This window comes from Pseudomonas sp. S30_BP2TU TE3576, from assembly GCF_050436025.1.
Classification (GTDB): domain Bacteria; phylum Pseudomonadota; class Gammaproteobacteria; order Pseudomonadales; family Pseudomonadaceae; genus Aquipseudomonas.
In genome coordinates this window covers 4228122-4245166 of the sequence record NZ_JBNDLK010000001.1, presented here as the reverse complement: position 1 = coordinate 4245166, position 17045 = coordinate 4228122, and the positions used below count along the sequence as shown (strand labels likewise).

The 17045-nt window shown below is 59.6% G+C and carries 17 protein-coding genes, 1 tRNA gene and 2 pseudogenes; 14 read left to right on the top strand and 6 right to left on the bottom strand.

Annotation, left to right across the window (positions count from 1 at the left end):
- Positions 1-111: 111 nt before the first annotated feature.
- The 6 genes and pseudogenes from ABIA48_RS19410 to ABIA48_RS19385 form a co-directional block, all read left to right on the top strand.
- Positions 112-645 (top strand): annotated as a pseudogene (locus tag ABIA48_RS19410) (YbgA family protein); the annotation flags it as partial.
- Positions 645-1586 (top strand): MerR family transcriptional regulator, encoded by a 942-nt coding sequence (locus ABIA48_RS19405; RefSeq protein WP_429490658.1) that lies wholly within the window; start codon positions 645-647, stop codon positions 1584-1586. The pseudogene ABIA48_RS19410 and the gene ABIA48_RS19405, both read left to right, overlap by 1 nt.
- Complete coding sequence (phrB, locus tag ABIA48_RS19400; RefSeq protein WP_429490656.1) at positions 1587-3050, top strand: deoxyribodipyrimidine photo-lyase; 1464 nt, start codon at positions 1587-1589, stop codon at positions 3048-3050.
- A 2-nt stretch (positions 3051-3052) separates the two neighbouring features.
- A pseudogene (locus tag ABIA48_RS19395) lies at positions 3053-3151 on the top strand (nuclear transport factor 2 family protein); the annotation flags it as partial.
- Positions 3148-3924, top strand: coding sequence for an SDR family NAD(P)-dependent oxidoreductase (locus ABIA48_RS19390; RefSeq protein WP_429490654.1), 777 nt, complete (start codon positions 3148-3150; stop codon positions 3922-3924). The pseudogene ABIA48_RS19395 and the gene ABIA48_RS19390, both read left to right, overlap by 4 nt.
- Before the next feature lie 105 nt (positions 3925-4029).
- Positions 4030-4335 (top strand): YkgJ family cysteine cluster protein, encoded by a 306-nt coding sequence (locus ABIA48_RS19385; RefSeq protein WP_007981864.1) that lies wholly within the window; start codon positions 4030-4032, stop codon positions 4333-4335.
- Between the two features lie 143 nt (positions 4336-4478).
- Here the strand turns inward: ABIA48_RS19385 and ABIA48_RS19380 are convergent, their stop codons facing one another.
- The 6 genes from ABIA48_RS19380 to hemA form a co-directional block, all read right to left on the bottom strand.
- Complete coding sequence (locus ABIA48_RS19380) at positions 4479-4997, bottom strand: acyloxyacyl hydrolase (protein ID WP_277531721.1); 519 nt, start codon at positions 4995-4997, stop codon at positions 4479-4481.
- A gap of 124 nt (positions 4998-5121) precedes the next feature.
- Positions 5122-5913 carry a glutamate racemase gene (gene murI / locus ABIA48_RS19375; RefSeq protein WP_429490651.1) on the bottom strand — a complete coding sequence of 264 codons (792 nt, stop codon included), beginning with the start codon at positions 5911-5913 and terminating at the stop codon, positions 5122-5124.
- Positions 5906-6661: a molybdopterin-synthase adenylyltransferase MoeB gene (locus tag ABIA48_RS19370; RefSeq protein WP_429490649.1), complete on the bottom strand. Its 756-nt coding sequence runs from the start codon at positions 6659-6661 to the stop codon at positions 5906-5908. Before ABIA48_RS19370 ends, murI begins: the two co-directional genes overlap by 8 nt.
- Positions 6655-7485 (bottom strand): peptide chain release factor N(5)-glutamine methyltransferase, encoded by an 831-nt coding sequence (prmC, locus tag ABIA48_RS19365; RefSeq protein ID WP_429490647.1) that lies wholly within the window; start codon positions 7483-7485, stop codon positions 6655-6657. The genes ABIA48_RS19370 and prmC overlap by 7 nt, the downstream gene beginning before the upstream one ends.
- The gene (prfA, locus tag ABIA48_RS19360; protein WP_007981853.1) at positions 7486-8568 is read right to left on the bottom strand and encodes a peptide chain release factor 1; all 1083 of its coding nucleotides are present in this window, start codon (positions 8566-8568) and stop codon (positions 7486-7488) included.
- On the bottom strand, positions 8565-9854 hold the full coding sequence (gene hemA / locus ABIA48_RS19355; protein ID WP_429490645.1) for a glutamyl-tRNA reductase: 1290 nt from the start codon (positions 9852-9854) through the stop codon (positions 8565-8567). The genes prfA and hemA overlap by 4 nt, the downstream gene beginning before the upstream one ends.
- A 234-nt stretch (positions 9855-10088) precedes the next feature.
- On the opposite strand from hemA, the gene ABIA48_RS19350 reads away from it, so the two are divergent.
- From ABIA48_RS19350 to ychF, 8 genes are all read left to right on the top strand, one after another.
- The gene (locus ABIA48_RS19350; RefSeq protein ID WP_429490643.1) at positions 10089-11813 is read left to right on the top strand and encodes a tetratricopeptide repeat protein; all 1725 of its coding nucleotides are present in this window, start codon (positions 10089-10091) and stop codon (positions 11811-11813) included.
- A gap of 4 nt (positions 11814-11817) precedes the next feature.
- On the top strand, positions 11818-12435 hold the full coding sequence (lolB, locus tag ABIA48_RS19345) for a lipoprotein insertase outer membrane protein LolB (RefSeq protein WP_429490641.1): 618 nt from the start codon (positions 11818-11820) through the stop codon (positions 12433-12435).
- Between the two features lies 1 nt (position 12436).
- Positions 12437-13288: a 4-(cytidine 5'-diphospho)-2-C-methyl-D-erythritol kinase gene (gene ispE / locus ABIA48_RS19340; RefSeq protein WP_429490639.1), complete on the top strand. Its 852-nt coding sequence runs from the start codon at positions 12437-12439 to the stop codon at positions 13286-13288.
- Positions 13289-13324: 36 nt separating this feature from the next.
- Positions 13325-13399 (top strand) — tRNA-Gln (locus ABIA48_RS19335).
- A 46-nt stretch (positions 13400-13445) separates the two neighbouring features.
- Positions 13446-14387 carry a ribose-phosphate pyrophosphokinase gene (locus ABIA48_RS19330; protein WP_003171603.1) on the top strand — a complete coding sequence of 314 codons (942 nt, stop codon included), beginning with the start codon at positions 13446-13448 and terminating at the stop codon, positions 14385-14387.
- A gap of 142 nt (positions 14388-14529) precedes the next feature.
- A complete protein-coding gene (locus ABIA48_RS19325; RefSeq protein WP_429490637.1) occupies positions 14530-15129 on the top strand; it encodes a 50S ribosomal protein L25/general stress protein Ctc in 600 nt (199 codons plus the stop codon).
- A gap of 169 nt (positions 15130-15298) precedes the next feature.
- Complete coding sequence (gene pth / locus ABIA48_RS19320; RefSeq protein WP_007973893.1) at positions 15299-15883, top strand: aminoacyl-tRNA hydrolase; 585 nt, start codon at positions 15299-15301, stop codon at positions 15881-15883.
- 22 nt (positions 15884-15905) lie between these two features.
- On the top strand, positions 15906-17006 hold the full coding sequence (gene ychF, locus ABIA48_RS19315; protein WP_096509090.1) for a redox-regulated ATPase YchF: 1101 nt from the start codon (positions 15906-15908) through the stop codon (positions 17004-17006).
- Positions 17007-17045 lie beyond the last annotated feature (39 nt).

Here is a 17045-nt window from a genome sequence, read left to right as displayed (position 1 = left end):
TGATGAAGTTATCTTGTACGGACTCGATCGTCTGTACAGATTCAGATTCGAGGTGCTCCGATGCCCCACGCCCCCACCAAACAGAAAATCGCCATCAACGCCGGCCCGCCGCACCCGGACTTGCCGGTGGAGGAAGACGGTCGACTCAATGATCCGGTGCTGCGGGAAAATTTCCTAACCCGCATGTACGCCTACAGCGCCTGGCAGCAGCTATGCCAGGAAGGTCTGACCCGGCGCGGTCTCACGGACTTTCACTCGCGCTACAAATACCTGCTGATGGCCCATAACCCGGTGCAGTACAAAACCCTGGGCCACCTGCTCGGCAACATGGGCCATACCGATCCGCAGGAACTTGGCCCCCGCTATTTCAGCGAATTGATGTCGGCGCTGAAAAAATACCCCACCCGCCGCACTCACACCAACGCCCTGCAACACCTCAGTGGCTACCTGAAACAGGCCATCAGCGGCGAAGAAAAACAGAAAGTGCAACACGTGATCAGCCAATACCGCTTGGGCATCGTGCCGCTGGCGGTGCCGCTGACGCTGCTCAATCATCACTTTCGCCAACACCCCGATCCGTACATCGCACAGCAGGTCTATCTGCAACCGCCCCATGAAAACCTCAGCCTGCGAAACGCCATCTGATGAAAAAGGCACTCGACACCAGCGCCCGCGAAGACCTCGGCGACGACGTTGAAAAAGCGCTGGACAAAGGCTGGCTGCCGATTCGCGAAGTGGCGCGGCTAACCGGCGTCAATGCCGTGACCCTGCGCGCCTGGGAGCGGCGCTACGGCCTGATCGTGCCGCAACGCACACCCAAGGGGCACCGGTTGTTTTCGGCCGACCATATACAACGCATCCAGATCATCCTCACCTGGCTCAACCGTGGCGTTGCCGTCAGCCAGGTCAAACAATTGCTCGACGCGCCGCAAACCTTCAACGAGTCCGTCGACAACGATTGGCACACCTTGCTGCAAGTATTGCTGCACGCGGTCAGCGGATTGCAAGAGCGCGCCCTGGATGACAGCGTCAATCAGGCGATGGCGCTGTATCCGCCGCGGACCCTGTGCAAACAATTGCTGATGCCCTTGCTGGCCGCTCTGGAGTACCGCTGGCAAGGTCAGTTCGGGGCGCAGATGGAGCACGGCTTTTTTTGTGCCTGGCTGCGCAGCAAATTTGGCGCACGCATCTACCATAACAATCGTCAGTTGCGCACCGCGCCGCTGCTGTTGATCAACCACTCGGACCTGCCCGTGGAACCGCACCTGTGGCTCACGGCCTGGCTGATCAGCAGCGCCGATTGCCCGGTGGAGGTCTTCGACTGGCCGCTGCCTGTCGGCGAACTGGCATTGGCGGTTGAACTTCTGCAACCCCGTGGGGTTCTGCTGTACTCAAGCAAAGCCCTGAACCTGACGCAACTGCCGAAACTTTTCAAAGGCGTCAGTTGCCCAAAAATGATTGCCGGACCAACGGTATGCATCCACCACGCCGAGTTGTCCGCAAGTACTACCGGGATCGCTGATTTGTACTTGGCCGAAGATCCGTTGTCGGCACATCAGGCACTCGTTCAGCACGGGCTGATTTAAATGAATCGCGTGGATAGCAAAAAGCAATTGATCTGGCTGCGCAGCGACTTGCGTCTACATGACAACACCGCCCTCTCGGCCGCTGCGGCTCGCGGCCCGTGCGTGGCGGTGTATCTGCTGAGCCCGGGACAATGGCTGGAACACGACGATGCGCCCTGCAAAGTGGACTTCTGGCTGCGCAACCTGCGCGAGTTGAGCCGCGAACTGGGGCAACTGAACATTCCCCTGCTGATCCGCCAGGCACCTCGCTGGGATGACGCTCCAACGGTATTGCTGAACCTGTGCCGACAGTGGCAGGTCGACGCGCTGTACCTCAACGAAGAGTACGGCATCCACGAATCCCGTCGCGATGCAGCGGTCGCCCGGACGCTAAGAGCCGAAGGCATCGAAGTTCGCCGCTACCTCGATCAGTTGCTGTTCCAGCCCGGTAGCGTGCTGACCCGGTCCGGCACTTACTTTCAGGTTTTCAGCCAGTTCCGCAAAGTCTGCTACGAACGACTGCACCACTCGCTACCCAGTCTGGTACGCGCGCCGCTGAAACAAGCGCCGCTGAACATTGCCAGCGATGCAATTCCCTCGAGTGTCGACGGTTTCGCAACGCCCGCTGACCACCTGCGCAGCCTGTGGCCGGCGGGCGAAGCCTGTGCCCGGCGTCGCCTCGACCGCTTTAGCGATGCGCAGATCGACCACTACCAAAGCGAACGAGATTTCCCGGCGAAGCCCGGCACCAGCCAGCTTTCGGCCTATCTCGCCGCCGGGGTGATCTCTGCTCGCCAATGCCTGCACGCGGCATTGCACAGCAATCAGGGCGAATTCGAAAGCGGCAAGACCGGCGCCGTCACCTGGATCAACGAACTGCTGTGGCGCGAGTTCTACAAACACATCCTGGTGGGCTACCCGCGAGTTTCCCGGCACCGCGCGTTTCGCCCGGAAACCGAAGCGCTGGCCTGGCGCAACGCCCCCGAAGAACTTGCCGCCTGGCAACAGGCACGCACCGGCTTGCCGATCATCGACGCCGCCATGCGCCAACTGCTGGCCACCGGCTGGATGCACAATCGCCTGCGTATGGTGGTGGCGATGTTCCTGAGCAAAAACCTGCTGCTTGACTGGCGCGAAGGCGAGCGCTTTTTCATGCGCCACCTGATCGATGGCGACCTGGCGGCGAACAATGGTGGCTGGCAGTGGAGTTCCTCCACAGGCACCGACTCGGCGCCTTACTTCCGGATTTTCAACCCGTTGAGCCAGTCGGAAAAGTTCGACCCCGAGGGCCTGTTCATCAAGCACTGGCTGCCGGAACTGGCCGGGCTGGACAAAAAAGACGTGCACAACCCCGCCAATCTCGGCGGCCTGTTCGGTGTTGTGGATTATCCGTCACCGATCGTCGACTTGAGTACATCCCGTACGCGCGCGTTGACGGCGTTCAAAAACCTGCCCTCGCGGCCATACGCCGCCGCTGGGTCATGAGTTACCGCTACCGGGATTACTTCGATGCCGGGGCTCTGTTTTATGCACATTTACCCGTATTGGGCCGGGCAATTGCCTGGCTGAAAAGGAGATTGGGATGAGTCGCACACTCGCACGACGATACTGGCTGACCGGCGCCAGCAGCGGCATTGGTGCCGCCCTGGCTGAAGAAATCCTGAAAAGCGGTGCGCACCTGGCCGTCAGTTCGCGCTCGGTAGCGCAGTTGAAAGTCTTGTCACAACGCTATCCGGGGCAGGTGCTGGTAGTGGCCGGTGACTTGACCAACAGCCAGACCGTGCGCGAAATCGGCGAGCAGATTGCGGAGGACTGGGGCTCGCTGGACTCCGTGATACTCAACGCCGGTACCTGCGAGTACGTGGACGCCAAGCAGTTCGATGCGTCGATTGTCGAGCATGTGGTGCGCACCAACCTGTTGGCCAGCAGCTATTGCATCGACGCAGCCCTGCCCTTGCTGCGGGCCGGCACCGCACCGCATATGGTGGCCATGGCCAGTACGGTGACTTACCTGCCGCTGCCCAGGGCAGAAGCCTACGGCACCTCTAAAGCCGGGCTGCGTTATCTGTTCGAATCCCTGCGCATCGACCTGGCCCCCGAGGGCATAGAACTCACGGTGATCAGCCCCGGGCTTGTCGAAACGCCACTGACAGCGAAAAACGACGTCCCCATGCCCTTGAGCTGGCCGGTGGAGAAAGCCGCGCGGTACATCTTCGAAAAACTCAGGGACCGCCCGCCGGAAATTGCTTTCCCGGCAGCGTTCATGGCCACCCTCTGGCCACTCTCCAAACGGCCGGACCGAGTGAAACTGGAGATCGGCAAACGCATGGTGCGCAGCCAGCCACCGATCAAGGATTGACCGTGAAAAGCGTCATCATCGGCAGCGGTATCCCGGACGTTTCGATACTTGAGCGTCCGTCAGACCTTTCACACAGCATCCGGCGACTGCCTTACACTGCGCGCCATGAAAACCATCCCCCATACGCAAATCGCGGAACCCGCGGTCACCTGCTCGACCTGCGCAGCCTGTTGCTGTCAGCTCGAAGTCATGCTGATCACCGATACAGGTGTACCTGAACGGTTCATCGATACCGATGACTGGGGCGGGGAAGTGATGTTGCGTCTGGACGACGGCTGGTGTGCCGCGCTGGATCGCAACACGATGATGTGCACCATTTACGAAAAGCGCCCGTTGATTTGCCGGGAGTTCGAGATGGGCGCACCGGAGTGCATCGACGAGCGCCAGGGGATTTCGACGGCGTATCGCTGAACTGGAAAACAACGCACCCCCTGTGGGAGCGAGCTTGCTCGCGATGACGGAGTGTCAGCCAACATCACTGTTGAATTCATGACCGCTATCGCGAGCAAGCTCGCTCCCACAGGGGTATATGCAACTTGCTGAAACCGTGGTGCTTACAACGGCAACGTGTAGTGCAGCGAGTAGCTTTCTACACCGTCGTTGGAACTGGCGAGCCCGGCGTTGGAATAATGCGTCGCACGGACCCCGACTTCATGACCGCCATTGAAGCGCAGGCCAAAACCGAGCCGGTCTTCAAACTGGAAAGCACTGCCGATGTTGTTGTCTTCAAGTCGGGTATTGGAGAACACCGCCACGCCAATGCCCGCTTCAACGTACGGCTTGACGTTCTGGCCGGCAAATTCGTAAACGAATACCGGGGAGAACGACAGGCTGTTATTGCTCGAAGTCTTGTCGCCTTCCCAGTAGGTGTAGGCGCCACTCCAGTAACCGGTCATGCGACCGACGTCACTCTGCCACCAGCTCTGGTCCCAATCGAATTGCATGCCCAGTCGATACGTCATCGTCGAATCGCTGGTCTGACCAACTGCGAACTCCACACCTGCCGCCTGCGCGGTAAAGGTGTGCCCCATTAGTGCGGCCGCAATCGCGGCCAAGCAGAATAGTCGCTTCATTAGAAACTTCCTTTTCCGAACAATTTCGTATGGTTTTTTTTGTTGCTCAGCCCTGAAAAGCTATAGAAATCGGCAATTTATCAGAAGCTCACCCCAATTTTTCGTTTGATTCCCCGGGACTTTCTTACCTGTTGAAGCTTCGCACAATGCCAGCCGTATTCCACAGTATCGGCAAGATATTTCTGAAATGAACCGGATCGGCACTGGTCCAGAACTGCGCCTCATGGGCAGGCCCATCGGCGAGCAGTTCGCCTTCGGCCAAAAGCCGCTGGAGTTGCCGCGCGACGGCGGCACCGGTATCGATCAGGCTGATGCCCTCGGGGATCATCTGCCGGAGCATCGGCTTGAGAAAAGGGTAGTGGGTGCAGCCGAGAATCAGGGTGTCCGCGCCGGCGGCCAGCAATGGCTTGACATACCTAGTCAACAGCTGGCGCAACTCGGGGCTGCGCAGATCACCGTTTTCAATCAGCTCCACCAGCCCCGGGCACGGCTGGGTGATCACGTTCACGTCCGTGGCGAAGCGGTCGAGCAACGCGGCGAACTTGGCGCTCTGCAAGGTGCCGGTGGTGGCCAGCACCCCCACTACGCCGGAGCGGGTTGCGGCGGCGGCCGGCTTGACGGCCGGCTCCATGCCAACGATGGGCCATTCTGGATAGTCGCGACGCAGGTCGGCAACACCGGCCACCGTCGCTGTGTTGCACGCCAACACCAGGGCCTTGGCGCCCTGCTGCCGAAAGAATTCAGCCATCACGCTGCAACGCTGTTGGATAAACTGCGGGGTTTTCTCGCCGTAGGGAACATTCCCGCAGTCGGCGACGTACAACAGGGACTCATTGGGCAGCAAACGCTGGATCTCGGCCAGTACCGAGAGCCCGCCGACACCGGAGTCGAATACGCCAATCGGCGCTTCACGCATGTTTCGCCCCGCAAACGCTGCAGCCTGGATCACGCTTGACCCGCAACTCACGGAAGCGTGTACCCAAGGCATCGATCAACAGCAGGCGCCCCACCAGCGGCTCACCGAATCCGGCCAGCAACTTCAGCGCTTCGAGGGCTTGCAGACTGCCAACCAGCCCCACCAGCGGTCCGACCACACCGGCCTCGCTGCAAGTCAGTTCGGCTTCGCTGCCGTGCCCGTACAAACAGTGGTAGCACGGACTCTCCGGCCGACGCGGATCGAACACCGACAGTTGTCCCTCGAGGCGAATCGCCGCACCACTGACCAGCGGTTTGCCGGCCGCCACGCAAGCGGCATTGACCGCTTCACGGGTAGAAAAATTGTCAGAGCAATCGAGGACCAGATCTACCCCGGCCACCACGGCGGCCAGGGAATCTTCGTCCAGCGCCGCACGATGGGCGACCAGTTGAATCTCGGGATTGATCGCGGTCAGGCGCTTGAGCGCCGAATCGACCTTGGTCATGCCGACGCTGTCGGTGTCGTGAATGATCTGGCGTTGCAGGTTGGTCAGGTCGACCGTATCGAAGTCCGCCAGGTGCAGCTCGCCAATGCCGGCGGCCGCCAGATACAGCGCCACTGGCGCGCCAAGGCCGCCAAGACCGACGATCAATACGCGGCTTTGCTTGAGCCGCAACTGGCCGTCGATATCGATGTGTTGCAGCAGAATCTGCCGGCTGTAGCGCAGCAACTCCTGATCATTCAGCACGGCAGGCGCCCCAGACTGATGCGTTGATGACCGCCCAGATCGGTGCGGCTGTGGACTTCTTCAAAGCCTCGGGTCAGCAGCAAATCGCGGACTGCCTCGGCCTGATCGTAGCCATGCTCGAGCATCAGCCAACCAGCGGCGTCCAGATAATCCGGCGCCTGGGCGACGATCAGACGCAGATCGTCGAGCCCGTCGACACCGGCCACCAGGGCGCTGGCCGGTTCGAAGCGCACATCGCCCTCGACCAGATGCGGATCGGCTGCTGCGATATACGGCGGATTGCTGATGATCAGTTGAAAGCGCTGACCTTGCAGGGCGCTGAACCAATGGCTGCTCAGTACCTTGGCGTTGTTCAGATGCAGACGCTGGCGATTGCGCTCGGCCAGGGCCACGGCTTCCAGCACGCGATCCACGGCAGTGACGCTCCAGGCCGGGCGCTCGCTGGCCAGGGCCAGGGCAATCGCGCCACTGCCGGTGCCGAGGTCGAGCACCTTGGCCGGTGTGGCCGGCAACAGTTCCAGCGCAGCTTCCACCAGCAGCTCGGTGTCCGGGCGCGGGATCAGTGTGTGTGGCGCGACTTCCAGATCCAGCTTCCAGAAACCCTGCTGGCCGAGGATATAGGCCACCGGCTCACCGCTGCGGCGGCGCTGCAAATACTCGGCGAACGTCAGCGCCGCTTCGCTCGGCACGATACGCTCCGGCCAGGTGTGCAGGAAGCTGCGGGACTTGCCCAACGCTGCCGCCAGCAGCAATTCGGCATCCAGACGCGCCGTCGGCGAGTCGGGCAGATCGGCGGCACGCAACAAACTGGCAATGATCGTCATTTACTCACCTATCGCTGCCAGTTGATCGGCCTGGTACTCGGCCAGCAACGGCTCGATCACCGCCTCGACGCCGCCGGCGAGAATCTCGTCGAGGGAATACAAGGTCAGGTTGACCCGGTGGTCGGTGACCCGGCCCTGGGCAAAATTGTAGGTGCGGATGCGCTCGGAGCGATCACCGGAACCGACCAGCAACTTGCGCTCGCTGGCGATGGCGTTGGCCGCGGCGGAGGTCTGCTGATCGTTCAGCTTGGCCGACAACCAGGACATCGCCCGGGCACGGTTCTTGTGCTGCGAACGTTCTTCCTGGCATTCGACCACGATGCCGGACGGCAAGTGCGTAATGCGAATCGCCGAATCGGTCTTGTTGACGTGCTGGCCACCGGCGCCGGAGGAGCGATAGGTGTCGATGCGCAGGTCGGCCGGGTTGATCTCGATCGCTTCCTGTTCGTCCGGCTCGGGCAAGACTGCCACGGTGCAGGCCGACGTGTGGATGCGGCCCTGGGATTCGGTCGCCGGAACCCGCTGCACACGGTGCGCGCCGGATTCGAATTTGAGCTTGCCGTAGACGTTGTCGCCCTCGACCCGGGCAATCACTTCTTTATAACCGCCGTGCTCACCCTCGTTTTCCGAGAGGATCTCCACCCGCCAGCCACGACGCTCGGCGTAACGCGAATACATGCGGAACAGGTCGCCGGAGAAAATCGCCGCCTCGTCGCCGCCGGTGCCGGCACGGATTTCGAGGAACACGTTGCGCCCGTCGTTCGGATCTTTGGGCAGCAACATGCGTTGCAGGTCGGCTTCGAGCGTGACCAGGCGTTCCTTGGCCTCGCGAACTTCTTCCACGGCCATTTCACGCATGTCCGGGTCGCTGTCCTTGAGCAGTGCCTGGGCACCTTCGAGGTCATCCTGCACTTTCAGCAGTTCTTTATAGGCGCCCACGATCGGCTCAACTTCCGCGTACTCCTTGGAATAGGTACGGAATTTGTTCTGATCGGAAATGACCTCGCCATCGCCCAGCAGGGCGGTCAATTCCTCGAAACGGTCCTGGAGGATATCCAGCTTATTGAGCAGTGACGCTTTCATTGCGGTTTTTTATCCGAAAAGCTATCCGATGAGCCCTCACCGAGGGCAAAGAGTTCCTGGGCCATCGCCAGCGCATCCAGGCGACCTTCGGCAGAGAGCTTTTTTAACTGCACGCTTGGCGCATGCATCAGTTTGTTGGTCAGCCCGCGAGCCAGTTGCACTAGCACCTCTTCGGCACTGCTACCGTTGGCCAGCATGCGCTGGGCCTTTTGCAATTCTTCGTCGCGCAGGCGTTCGCTCTGTTGACGATAGGCCTTGAGCACGTCCACCGCCGCCAATTCACGCAGGCGGACCATGAAGTCTTCGGCACCGACCGAGACCATCTCTTCGGCGGCCTGGGCTGCACCCTGACGGCTCTTGAGGTTCTCGGCCACCACCTCGTGGAGATCGTCGACGCTATAGAGGTAAACGTCGTCCAGTTCGCCGACTTCTGGCTCGATATCGCGCGGAACGGCGATATCGACCATGAAGATCGGTTTGTGCTTGCGCAGTTTCAAGGCGCTTTCCACTGCACCCTTGCCCAGAATCGGCAACTGGCTGGCAGTGGAACTGATGACGATATCGCTGCGTACCAGCTCTGCCGGAATATCCGACAGCAACACCGCATGGGCGCCGAACTGTTCGGCCAGAATGCTGGCACGTTCCAGGGTGCGGTTGGCAACCACGATGCGTTTTACACCCAGGTCATGCAGATGGCGGGCGACCAGGGTGATGGTTTCGCCAGCTCCAATCAACAACGCCTGGCTGCGTTGCAGGTCGCTGAAAATCTGCTTGGCCAGACTCACCGCGGCAAACGCCACCGACACCGGATTCTCGCCAATGGCAGTGTCGGTGCGTACCTGCTTGGCCGCATTGAACGTGGCCTGGAACAACCGCCCGAGCAATGGCCCGATGGTGCCGGCCTCGCGGGCCACGGCATAGGCCGACTTCATCTGGCCGAGAATCTGCGGTTCGCCCAACACCAGCGAGTCGAGCCCGGAAGCCACCCGCATCATGTGACGAACTGCCGCATCATCTTCATGCACATAGGCGCTTTCGCGCAGCTCGTCGTAGCTCAAATGATGATATTCGGCCAGCCAGCGCAGCACGGTGTCCGCCGACAGGTGATCCTGTTCTATATAGAGTTCACTGCGATTGCAGGTGGAGAGGATCGCAGCTTCGCGGCTGTCGGTGAGTCGGCAGAGCTGCTGCAAGGCCTCAACCAGCTGCTCAGGGGTAAAAGCCACGCGCTCGCGGACGTCTACTGAAGCAGTCTTGTGGTTAATACCGAGTGCAAGGAAGGCCATTCAAAGTCGCTGATGGTGACGTGAAGCCGGTAATTGTCCTACTTCGACGGAATCAGAACAACTACTCGATATCTATCGCCCCGCCAGGTGACGCCCACGTTGCGAGCAGTTCTCGTTTACAGGGCCTCCAGGTTTTGCCGGATCCGCTGCGCGGGTAAATTGGCGGGCCGGTTATGTTTGGCCGAAAGCTTGTGTCATGATGATCTGACCGCAGGTTAGTCGTCCTCTTCCTATATGAATAGATCTTCCGCGTTGCTCCTCGCTTTTGTCTTCCTCAGCGGCTGCCAGGCCTTGGCACCCGTTTCGCCGGACGGTACGTCGCCGGTTGAAGACAGCACCCCGGCCCCTAAAAAGCCCAAGGTCTACAGCTCATTCAGCGAGGAAACCATCTTCAGCCTGTTGAGCGCCGAACTGGCTGGCCAGCGCAATCGTTTCGACATTGCCCTGGACAACTATGTGACCCAGGCCATCAACACTCAGGATCCGGGTATCTCCGAGCGGGCATTCCGTATCGCCGAATATCTGGGCGCCGATCAGGCAGCCCTGGACACCGCGCTGATCTGGGCCAAAAACGCCCCCAACGACCTTGAAGCGCAACGCGCCGCCGCCGTGCAACTGGCACGCGCCGGGCGTTATGACGAATCCATGGTCTATATGGAGAAAGTCCTGCAAGGCAAGGGCGACACCCATTTCGACTTCCTTGCGCTGTCTGCGGCCGACACCGACCAGGACACCCGCAACGGCTTGATGAAAAGCTTCGACCGCTTGCTGCAACGTCATCCGGACAACGGCCAGCTGATTTTCGGCAAGGCCTTGCTGATGCAACAGGATGGCGATGCCAAAGGCGCGCTGAAGCTGCTGGAAGACAATCCACCCGACGACGGCGAAATCGCGCCAATCCTGCTGCGCGCACGCCTGCTGCAAAACCTGGCTCGCGGCGACGAAGCCCTGCCGCTGCTGCAGAAAAGTATCAAGAAGTACCCGGACGACAAGCGCCTGCGCCTGACCTACGCACGCATGCTGGTTGAACAGGACCGCATGGAAGACGCCAAGTCCGAGTTCTCGAGCCTGGTCCAGCAATACCCGGAAGACGACGAGCTGCGTTACTCCCTGGCGCTGGTCTGCCTGGAAGCCAAGGACTGGAAGGAAGCCAAGGGTCATCTTGAAGACCTGATCGCTCGGGAAAGCCATGTCGACTCGGCGCACCTGAACCTCGGCCGCATCGCCGAAGAACAAAACGACCCGCAAGGCGCACTGATCGAATATGCCAGGGTTGGCCCGGGCAACGACTTCCTGCCGGCGCAATTGCGTCAGGCCGACATCCTGATCAATAACGGCAAGACCGCCGAAGCGCAACGCAAGCTGGCGGCAGAGCGCGATGAACAGCCGGATTACGCCATCCAGTTGTACCTGATCGAAGTCGAAACCCTGTCCGCCAACAATCAGGCCGACAAAGCCTGGAATGTTCTGCAACAGGCCTTGCAGAAATACCCGGACGACTTGAACCTGCTCTACACCCGCGCCATGCAGGCGGAAAAACGCAATGACCTGGCGCAGATGGAAAAAGACCTGCGCACGATCATCAAGCGCGACCCGGACAACGCCATGGCGTTGAACGCCCTCGGCTACACCCTGTCTGACCGCACCACGCGCTACGCCGAAGCCAAGGCCCTGATCGAACAGGCGCACCAGATCAGTCCGGAAGACCCGGCGGTACTCGACAGCCTTGGCTGGGTGAATTACCGCATGGGCAATCTCGACGAAGCCGAGCGCCTGCTGCGTCAGGCCCTGGAACGCTTCCCCGATCAGGAAGTCGCCGCTCACCTGGGCGAAGTCCTGTGGACCAACGGCAAACAGCGTGAAGCCAAACAAGTCTGGGGCAAGTTCCTCAAGGAACAACCCGACAGCCCGACCCTGCGCGGCACCATCAAACGCCTGACCGGATCAGAGACTCTTTAAGATTATGTTTTTGCGCCATTTCATCGTTTTCAGTTTTATCGCCCTGCTCGCCGGTTGCGCGGGTCTGGGTCCCCGCGAATCGGTCGAGGGGCACGGCAACCCCGCCCAATGGCGTGAGCACAAAGAGCAATTGACCGGCCTTGACGGCTGGCAGATCGACGGCAAGATCGGCATTCGAGCACCGAAAGACTCGGGCAGCGGCACGCTGTTCTGGTTACAACGCCAGGATTACTACGACATTCGTCTGTCCGGACCACTGGGCCGCGGCGCGGCTCGCCTGACCGGACGCCCGGGCAAGGTGTCGCTGGAAGTCGCCAACCAGGGACGCTACGACGCGCCGACCCCGGAAGTGCTGCTCGAAGAACAGCTGGGCTGGAAGCTGCCGGTGTCCAATCTGGCCTGGTGGGTACGCGGGCTCCCGGCTCCGGACAGTAAAAGTCGCCTCACACTGGATGCCGACAGTCGCCTGGCCAACCTCGAGCAGGATGGCTGGCAGGTCGAATACACCGACTACACCCAGCAAAACGGTTACTGGCTGCCCGAGCGCATCAAGCTGCATGGCACCGACCTTGACGTCACCCTGGTGATCAAGGCCTGGCAACCACGCAAACTGGGGTCATGACATGCCAGACAATCGCCTGACGTTGCCATCGCCGGCCAAACTCAATTTGATGCTGCACATTCTGGGTCGCCGCGAAGACGGCTACCACGAGTTGCAGACGATGTTTCAGTTCCTCGATTACGGCGACGAAATCACCTATGCCCTGCGCGATGACGGTGTCATTCAACTGCACACCGAATTCGCAGGCGTGCCCCACGACAGCAACCTGATCGTCAAGGCGGCAAAAAAACTTCAGGAGCAATCCGCCTGCTCGCTGGGTGTCGATATCTGGATCGACAAGATCCTGCCCATGGGCGGCGGCATCGGTGGCGGTAGCTCGAACGCCGCAACAACGTTGCTTGGACTCAATCATCTGTGGCAATTGGACTGGGATGAAGATCGCCTGGCTGGCCTGGGGTTGACGCTGGGCGCCGACGTCCCGGTTTTCGTTCGTGGTCACGCAGCTTTCGCCGAGGGCGTGGGGGAGAAACTGACCCCTGTCGACCCTGAAGAACCGTGGTATCTCGTGCTGGTGCCGCAAGTCTCTGTAAGTACGGCAGAAATTTTTTCAGATCCGTTGTTGACACGTAACACTCCTCCCATTAAAGTGCGCCCCGTTCCCAAGGGAAACAGTCGAAATGACTGCTTGCCGGTGGTAACAAGGCGTTATCCAGAGGTACGTAACGCTTTGAATTTGTTAGGTAAATTTACCGAAGCAAAACTCACCGGAACTGGAAGTTGTGTGTTTGGGGGCTTCCCAAGCAAAGCTGAAGCTGATAAAGTCTCGGCCCTTCTGACAGAGACCCTTACAGGTTTTGTAGCAAAAGGAAGCAACGTTTCGATGTTGCATCGCAAGCTTAAAAGTCTGCTCTAAAGGAACCGATTACCGGGTAATCGTTGCAACAAATACAGGGGCGTCGCCAAGCGGTAAGGCAGCAGGTTTTGATCCTGCCATGCGTTGGTTCGAATCCAGCCGCCCCTGCCATTTTCCTATACTCATCCAGGTTACCCTCAGCCTTCAGGTACTGCGCGTGTCCAAGATGATGGTCTTTACGGGGAACGCTAACCCCGATCTGGCTCGGCGTGTCGTACGTCAGCTGCATATCCCTCTCGGTGACATTTCTGTCGGTAAGTTCTCCGACGGCGAAATCACAGCCGAGATCAATGAAAACGTCCGCGGTAAAGACGTCTTCATTATTCAGCCGACTTGCGCTCCGACCAACGATAACCTGATGGAACTGGTAGTGATGGCTGATGCCTTCCGCCGCTCCTCGGCTACTCGTATCACTGCTGTTATTCCTTACTTTGGTTATGCCCGTCAGGATCGCCGTCCGCGTTCCGCACGTGTGGCTATCAGCGCGAAAGTCGTGGCTGACATGCTTACCGTAGTCGGCATCGACCGTGTTCTCACGGTTGATCTGCATGCTGACCAAATCCAGGGTTTCTTCGATATTCCGGTAGATAACATCTACGGCTCCCCGGTTCTGGTGGATGACATCGAAGATCAGCGCTTCGAAAACCTGATGATCGTGTCCCCGGACATTGGTGGCGTCGTGCGTGCACGTGCCGTTGCCAAATCCCTGGGCGTGGATCTCGGGATCATCGACAAACGCCGTGAGAAAGCCAATCACTCTGAAGTGATGCATATCATCGGTGATGTCGAAGGGCGCACCTGTATTCTGGTCGATGACATGGTCGATACCGCCGGCACCCTGTGCCACGCGGCCAAGGCCTTGAAAGAGCATGGCGCTGCCAAGGTTTTCGCCTACTGCACGCACCCTGTGCTGTCGGGTCGGGCGATCGAAAACATTGAAAATTCCGTGCTGGACGAGCTGGTGGTGACCAACACCATCCCGCTGTCCGCTGCAGCACAAGCCTGTGCGCGTATCCGCCAACTGGATATCGCACCGGTAGTTGCCGAGGCGGTCCGCCGCATCAGCAATGAAGAATCGATCAGCGCGATGTTCCGCTAAGGGCCCTGCCCTTCTCGAAATGTCTCGTTGACGAAAAGCGCCCCGCCCCGGCATTCCTGTCGGGGCGGGGCTTTTTTGCCCATATCGCCTTTAGCGCTGGTCGCAAACGCTGGGGCGAGTGTGGTTATTTTGGAGATACAACATGAACGATTTTACTCTGAATGCTGAAGTGCGTTCCGACCTGGGGAAAGGTGCGAGCCGCCGCCTGCGTCGTCTCGCAAGCCTGGTTCCAGCTGTAGTTTACGGTGGCGACAAAGCCCCTGAATCCATCAGCATGCTGGCCAAAGAAGTTGCCAAACTGCTCGAAAACGAAGCGGCTTACAGCCACATCATCGAGCTGAACGTTGGTGGCACCAAGCAGAACGTCGTGATCAAAGCTCTGCAACGTCACCCGGCCAAAGGCCACGTGATGCACGCTGACTTCGTACGCGTAGTCGCTGGCCAGAAACTGACCGCTATCGTTCCAGTGCACTTCATCAACGAAGAAGCACCGACCAAGAAAGGCGGCGAAATCTCGCACGTTGTTGCCGAGATCGAAGTTTCCTGCCTGCCGAAAGATCTGCCTGAGTTCATCGAAGTCGACCTGGCTAACGCTGAAATCGGTTCGATCGTTCACCTGTCGGACCTCAAGGCTCCTAAAGGCGTTGAGTTCGTGGCCCTGGCACACGGCGATGACAAGGCTGTTGCCAACGTCCACGCTCCACGTGTTGCTCCAGAAGCTGCAGAAGGCGCTGCAGAGTAATTTTACTCTGTACGCCGGAGTGACCGGAAACATCGCGGACTAGAGCATAGCGAGAAAGCGGGCGAGAACGCGGAGTTTACATCATGGTAAATGAGCAACTTTCGTCCACTTTCGCCGCTCTCACTGATTGCGGCGATGTTATCCACCACTCCAATGAAGGGCCCCTATCGTGACTGCCATCAAACTGATCGTTGGCCTGGGTAATCCAGGCGCTGAATACGAACAGACCCGGCATAACGCAGGGGCCCTTTTTGTTGAGCGCATCGCGAACGCACAAGGCGTAAACCTTGTGGCGGACCGCAAATATTTCGGCCTGACCGGGCGTTATTCGCATCAGGGTCAGGATGTTCGTCTGCTGATCCCCACCACGTACATGAACCGCAGCGGCCAGGCCGTGGCGGCACTCGCCGGTTTCTTCCGCATCAAGCCCGAAGAAATCCTCGTGGCGCACGACGAACTCGACCTGCCTCCGGGCGTTGCCAAGCTCAAAGTGGGCGGCGGCCACGGCGGTCACAACGGGTTGCGCGACATCATTGCGCAACTGGGTAATCAGAATACCTTTCATCGCTTGCGGCTTGGCATTGGCCACCCGGGCGTTGCCAGTATGGTTTCAAATTTCGTCCTGGGTCGTGCGCCACGCGCCGAACAGGAAAAACTCGATGCCAGCATCGACTTTGCCCTCGGCGTGCTGCCGGATATCCTCGCCGGGGAATGGAACCGCGCGATGAAAAACCTGCACAGCCAGAAGGCCTGACTCACTCCTCGGGGAAAACACCATGGGATTCAATTGCGGCATCGTCGGTCTGCCTAACGTCGGCAAGTCCACCCTGTTCAACGCCCTGACCAAATCCGGGATCGCGGCCGAGAACTTCCCCTTCTGCACCATCGAACCGAACAGCGGTATCGTGCCGATGCCGGATCCGCGTCTGGAAGCCCTGGCGGCCATCGTCAATCCAAAGCGCATCCTGCCGACCACCATGGAATTCGTCGACATCGCAGGCCTGGTTGCCGGCGCATCGAAAGGCGAAGGCCTGGGCAACAAGTTTTTGGCCAACATCCGTGAAACCGATGCCATCGCCCACGTGGTCCGCTGCTTCGAAGACGAGAACGTGATTCACGTCTCCAACAGCGTCGACCCGAAACGCGACATCGAAATCATCGACCTGGAACTGATCTTCGCCGACCTCGACAGCTGCGAGAAGCAACTGCAGAAAGTCGCGCGCAACGCCAAGGGTGGTGACAAGGACGCCGTGGTCCAGAAAGGTCTGCTGGAGCAATTGATCGCTCACTTCACCGAAGGCAAGCCGGCGCGCAGCCTGATGAAGAACATGGGCACCGACGAGAAAGCGGTGATCAAGGGCTTCCACCTGCTGACCACCAAGCCGGTCATGTACATCGCCAACGTCGCTGAAGACGGTTTCGAGAACAACCCGCACCTGGACGTGGTCAAGGCCATCGCCGAAGAAGAAGGCGCCGTGGTTGTACCGGTGTGCAACAAGATCGAAGCGGAAATCGCCGAGCTCGATGACGGCGAAGAGAAAGACATGTTCCTCGAAGCCCTGGGCCTCGAAGAGCCTGGCCTGAACCGCGTGATCCGCGCCGGCTACGAAATGCTGCACCTGCAGACCTACTTCACCGCCGGTGTCGAAGAAGTCCGCGCCTGGACCGTCCGCGTCGGTGCCACCGCACCTCAAGCCGCTGGCGTGATCCACACCGACTTCGAGAAGGGCTTCATCCGCGCCGAAGTGATCGCCTACAACGACTTCATCCAGTACAAGGGCGAAGCCGGTACCAAGGAAGCCGGTAAATGGCGCCTGGAAGGCAAGGATTACATCGTTAAAGACGGCGACGTGATGCACTTCCGCTTCAACGTGTAAGCCACACATCAAGAAAAAGCCGCGTTTGATACGCGGCTT

Coding starts and splice junctions, on each gene's coding strand:
- ABIA48_RS19405 (WP_429490658.1), top strand. CDS start 645: ATGAAAAAGGCACTCGACACCAGCGCCCGCGAAGACCTCGGCGACGAC.
- phrB (WP_429490656.1), top strand. CDS start 1,587: ATGAATCGCGTGGATAGCAAAAAGCAATTGATCTGGCTGCGCAGCGAC.
- ABIA48_RS19390 (WP_429490654.1), top strand. CDS start 3,148: ATGAGTCGCACACTCGCACGACGATACTGGCTGACCGGCGCCAGCAGC.
- ABIA48_RS19385 (WP_007981864.1), top strand. CDS start 4,030: ATGAAAACCATCCCCCATACGCAAATCGCGGAACCCGCGGTCACCTGC.
- ABIA48_RS19380 (WP_277531721.1), bottom strand. CDS start 4,997: ATGAAGCGACTATTCTGCTTGGCCGCGATTGCGGCCGCACTAATGGGG.
- murI (WP_429490651.1), bottom strand. CDS start 5,913: ATGCGTGAAGCGCCGATTGGCGTATTCGACTCCGGTGTCGGCGGGCTC.
- prmC (WP_429490647.1), bottom strand. CDS start 7,485: ATGACGATCATTGCCAGTTTGTTGCGTGCCGCCGATCTGCCCGACTCG.
- prfA (WP_007981853.1), bottom strand. CDS start 8,568: ATGAAAGCGTCACTGCTCAATAAGCTGGATATCCTCCAGGACCGTTTC.
- hemA (WP_429490645.1), bottom strand. CDS start 9,854: ATGGCCTTCCTTGCACTCGGTATTAACCACAAGACTGCTTCAGTAGAC.
- ABIA48_RS19350 (WP_429490643.1), top strand. CDS start 10,089: ATGAATAGATCTTCCGCGTTGCTCCTCGCTTTTGTCTTCCTCAGCGGC.
- lolB (WP_429490641.1), top strand. CDS start 11,818: ATGTTTTTGCGCCATTTCATCGTTTTCAGTTTTATCGCCCTGCTCGCC.
- ispE (WP_429490639.1), top strand. CDS start 12,437: ATGCCAGACAATCGCCTGACGTTGCCATCGCCGGCCAAACTCAATTTG.
- ABIA48_RS19325 (WP_429490637.1), top strand. CDS start 14,530: ATGAACGATTTTACTCTGAATGCTGAAGTGCGTTCCGACCTGGGGAAA.
- ychF (WP_096509090.1), top strand. CDS start 15,906: ATGGGATTCAATTGCGGCATCGTCGGTCTGCCTAACGTCGGCAAGTCC.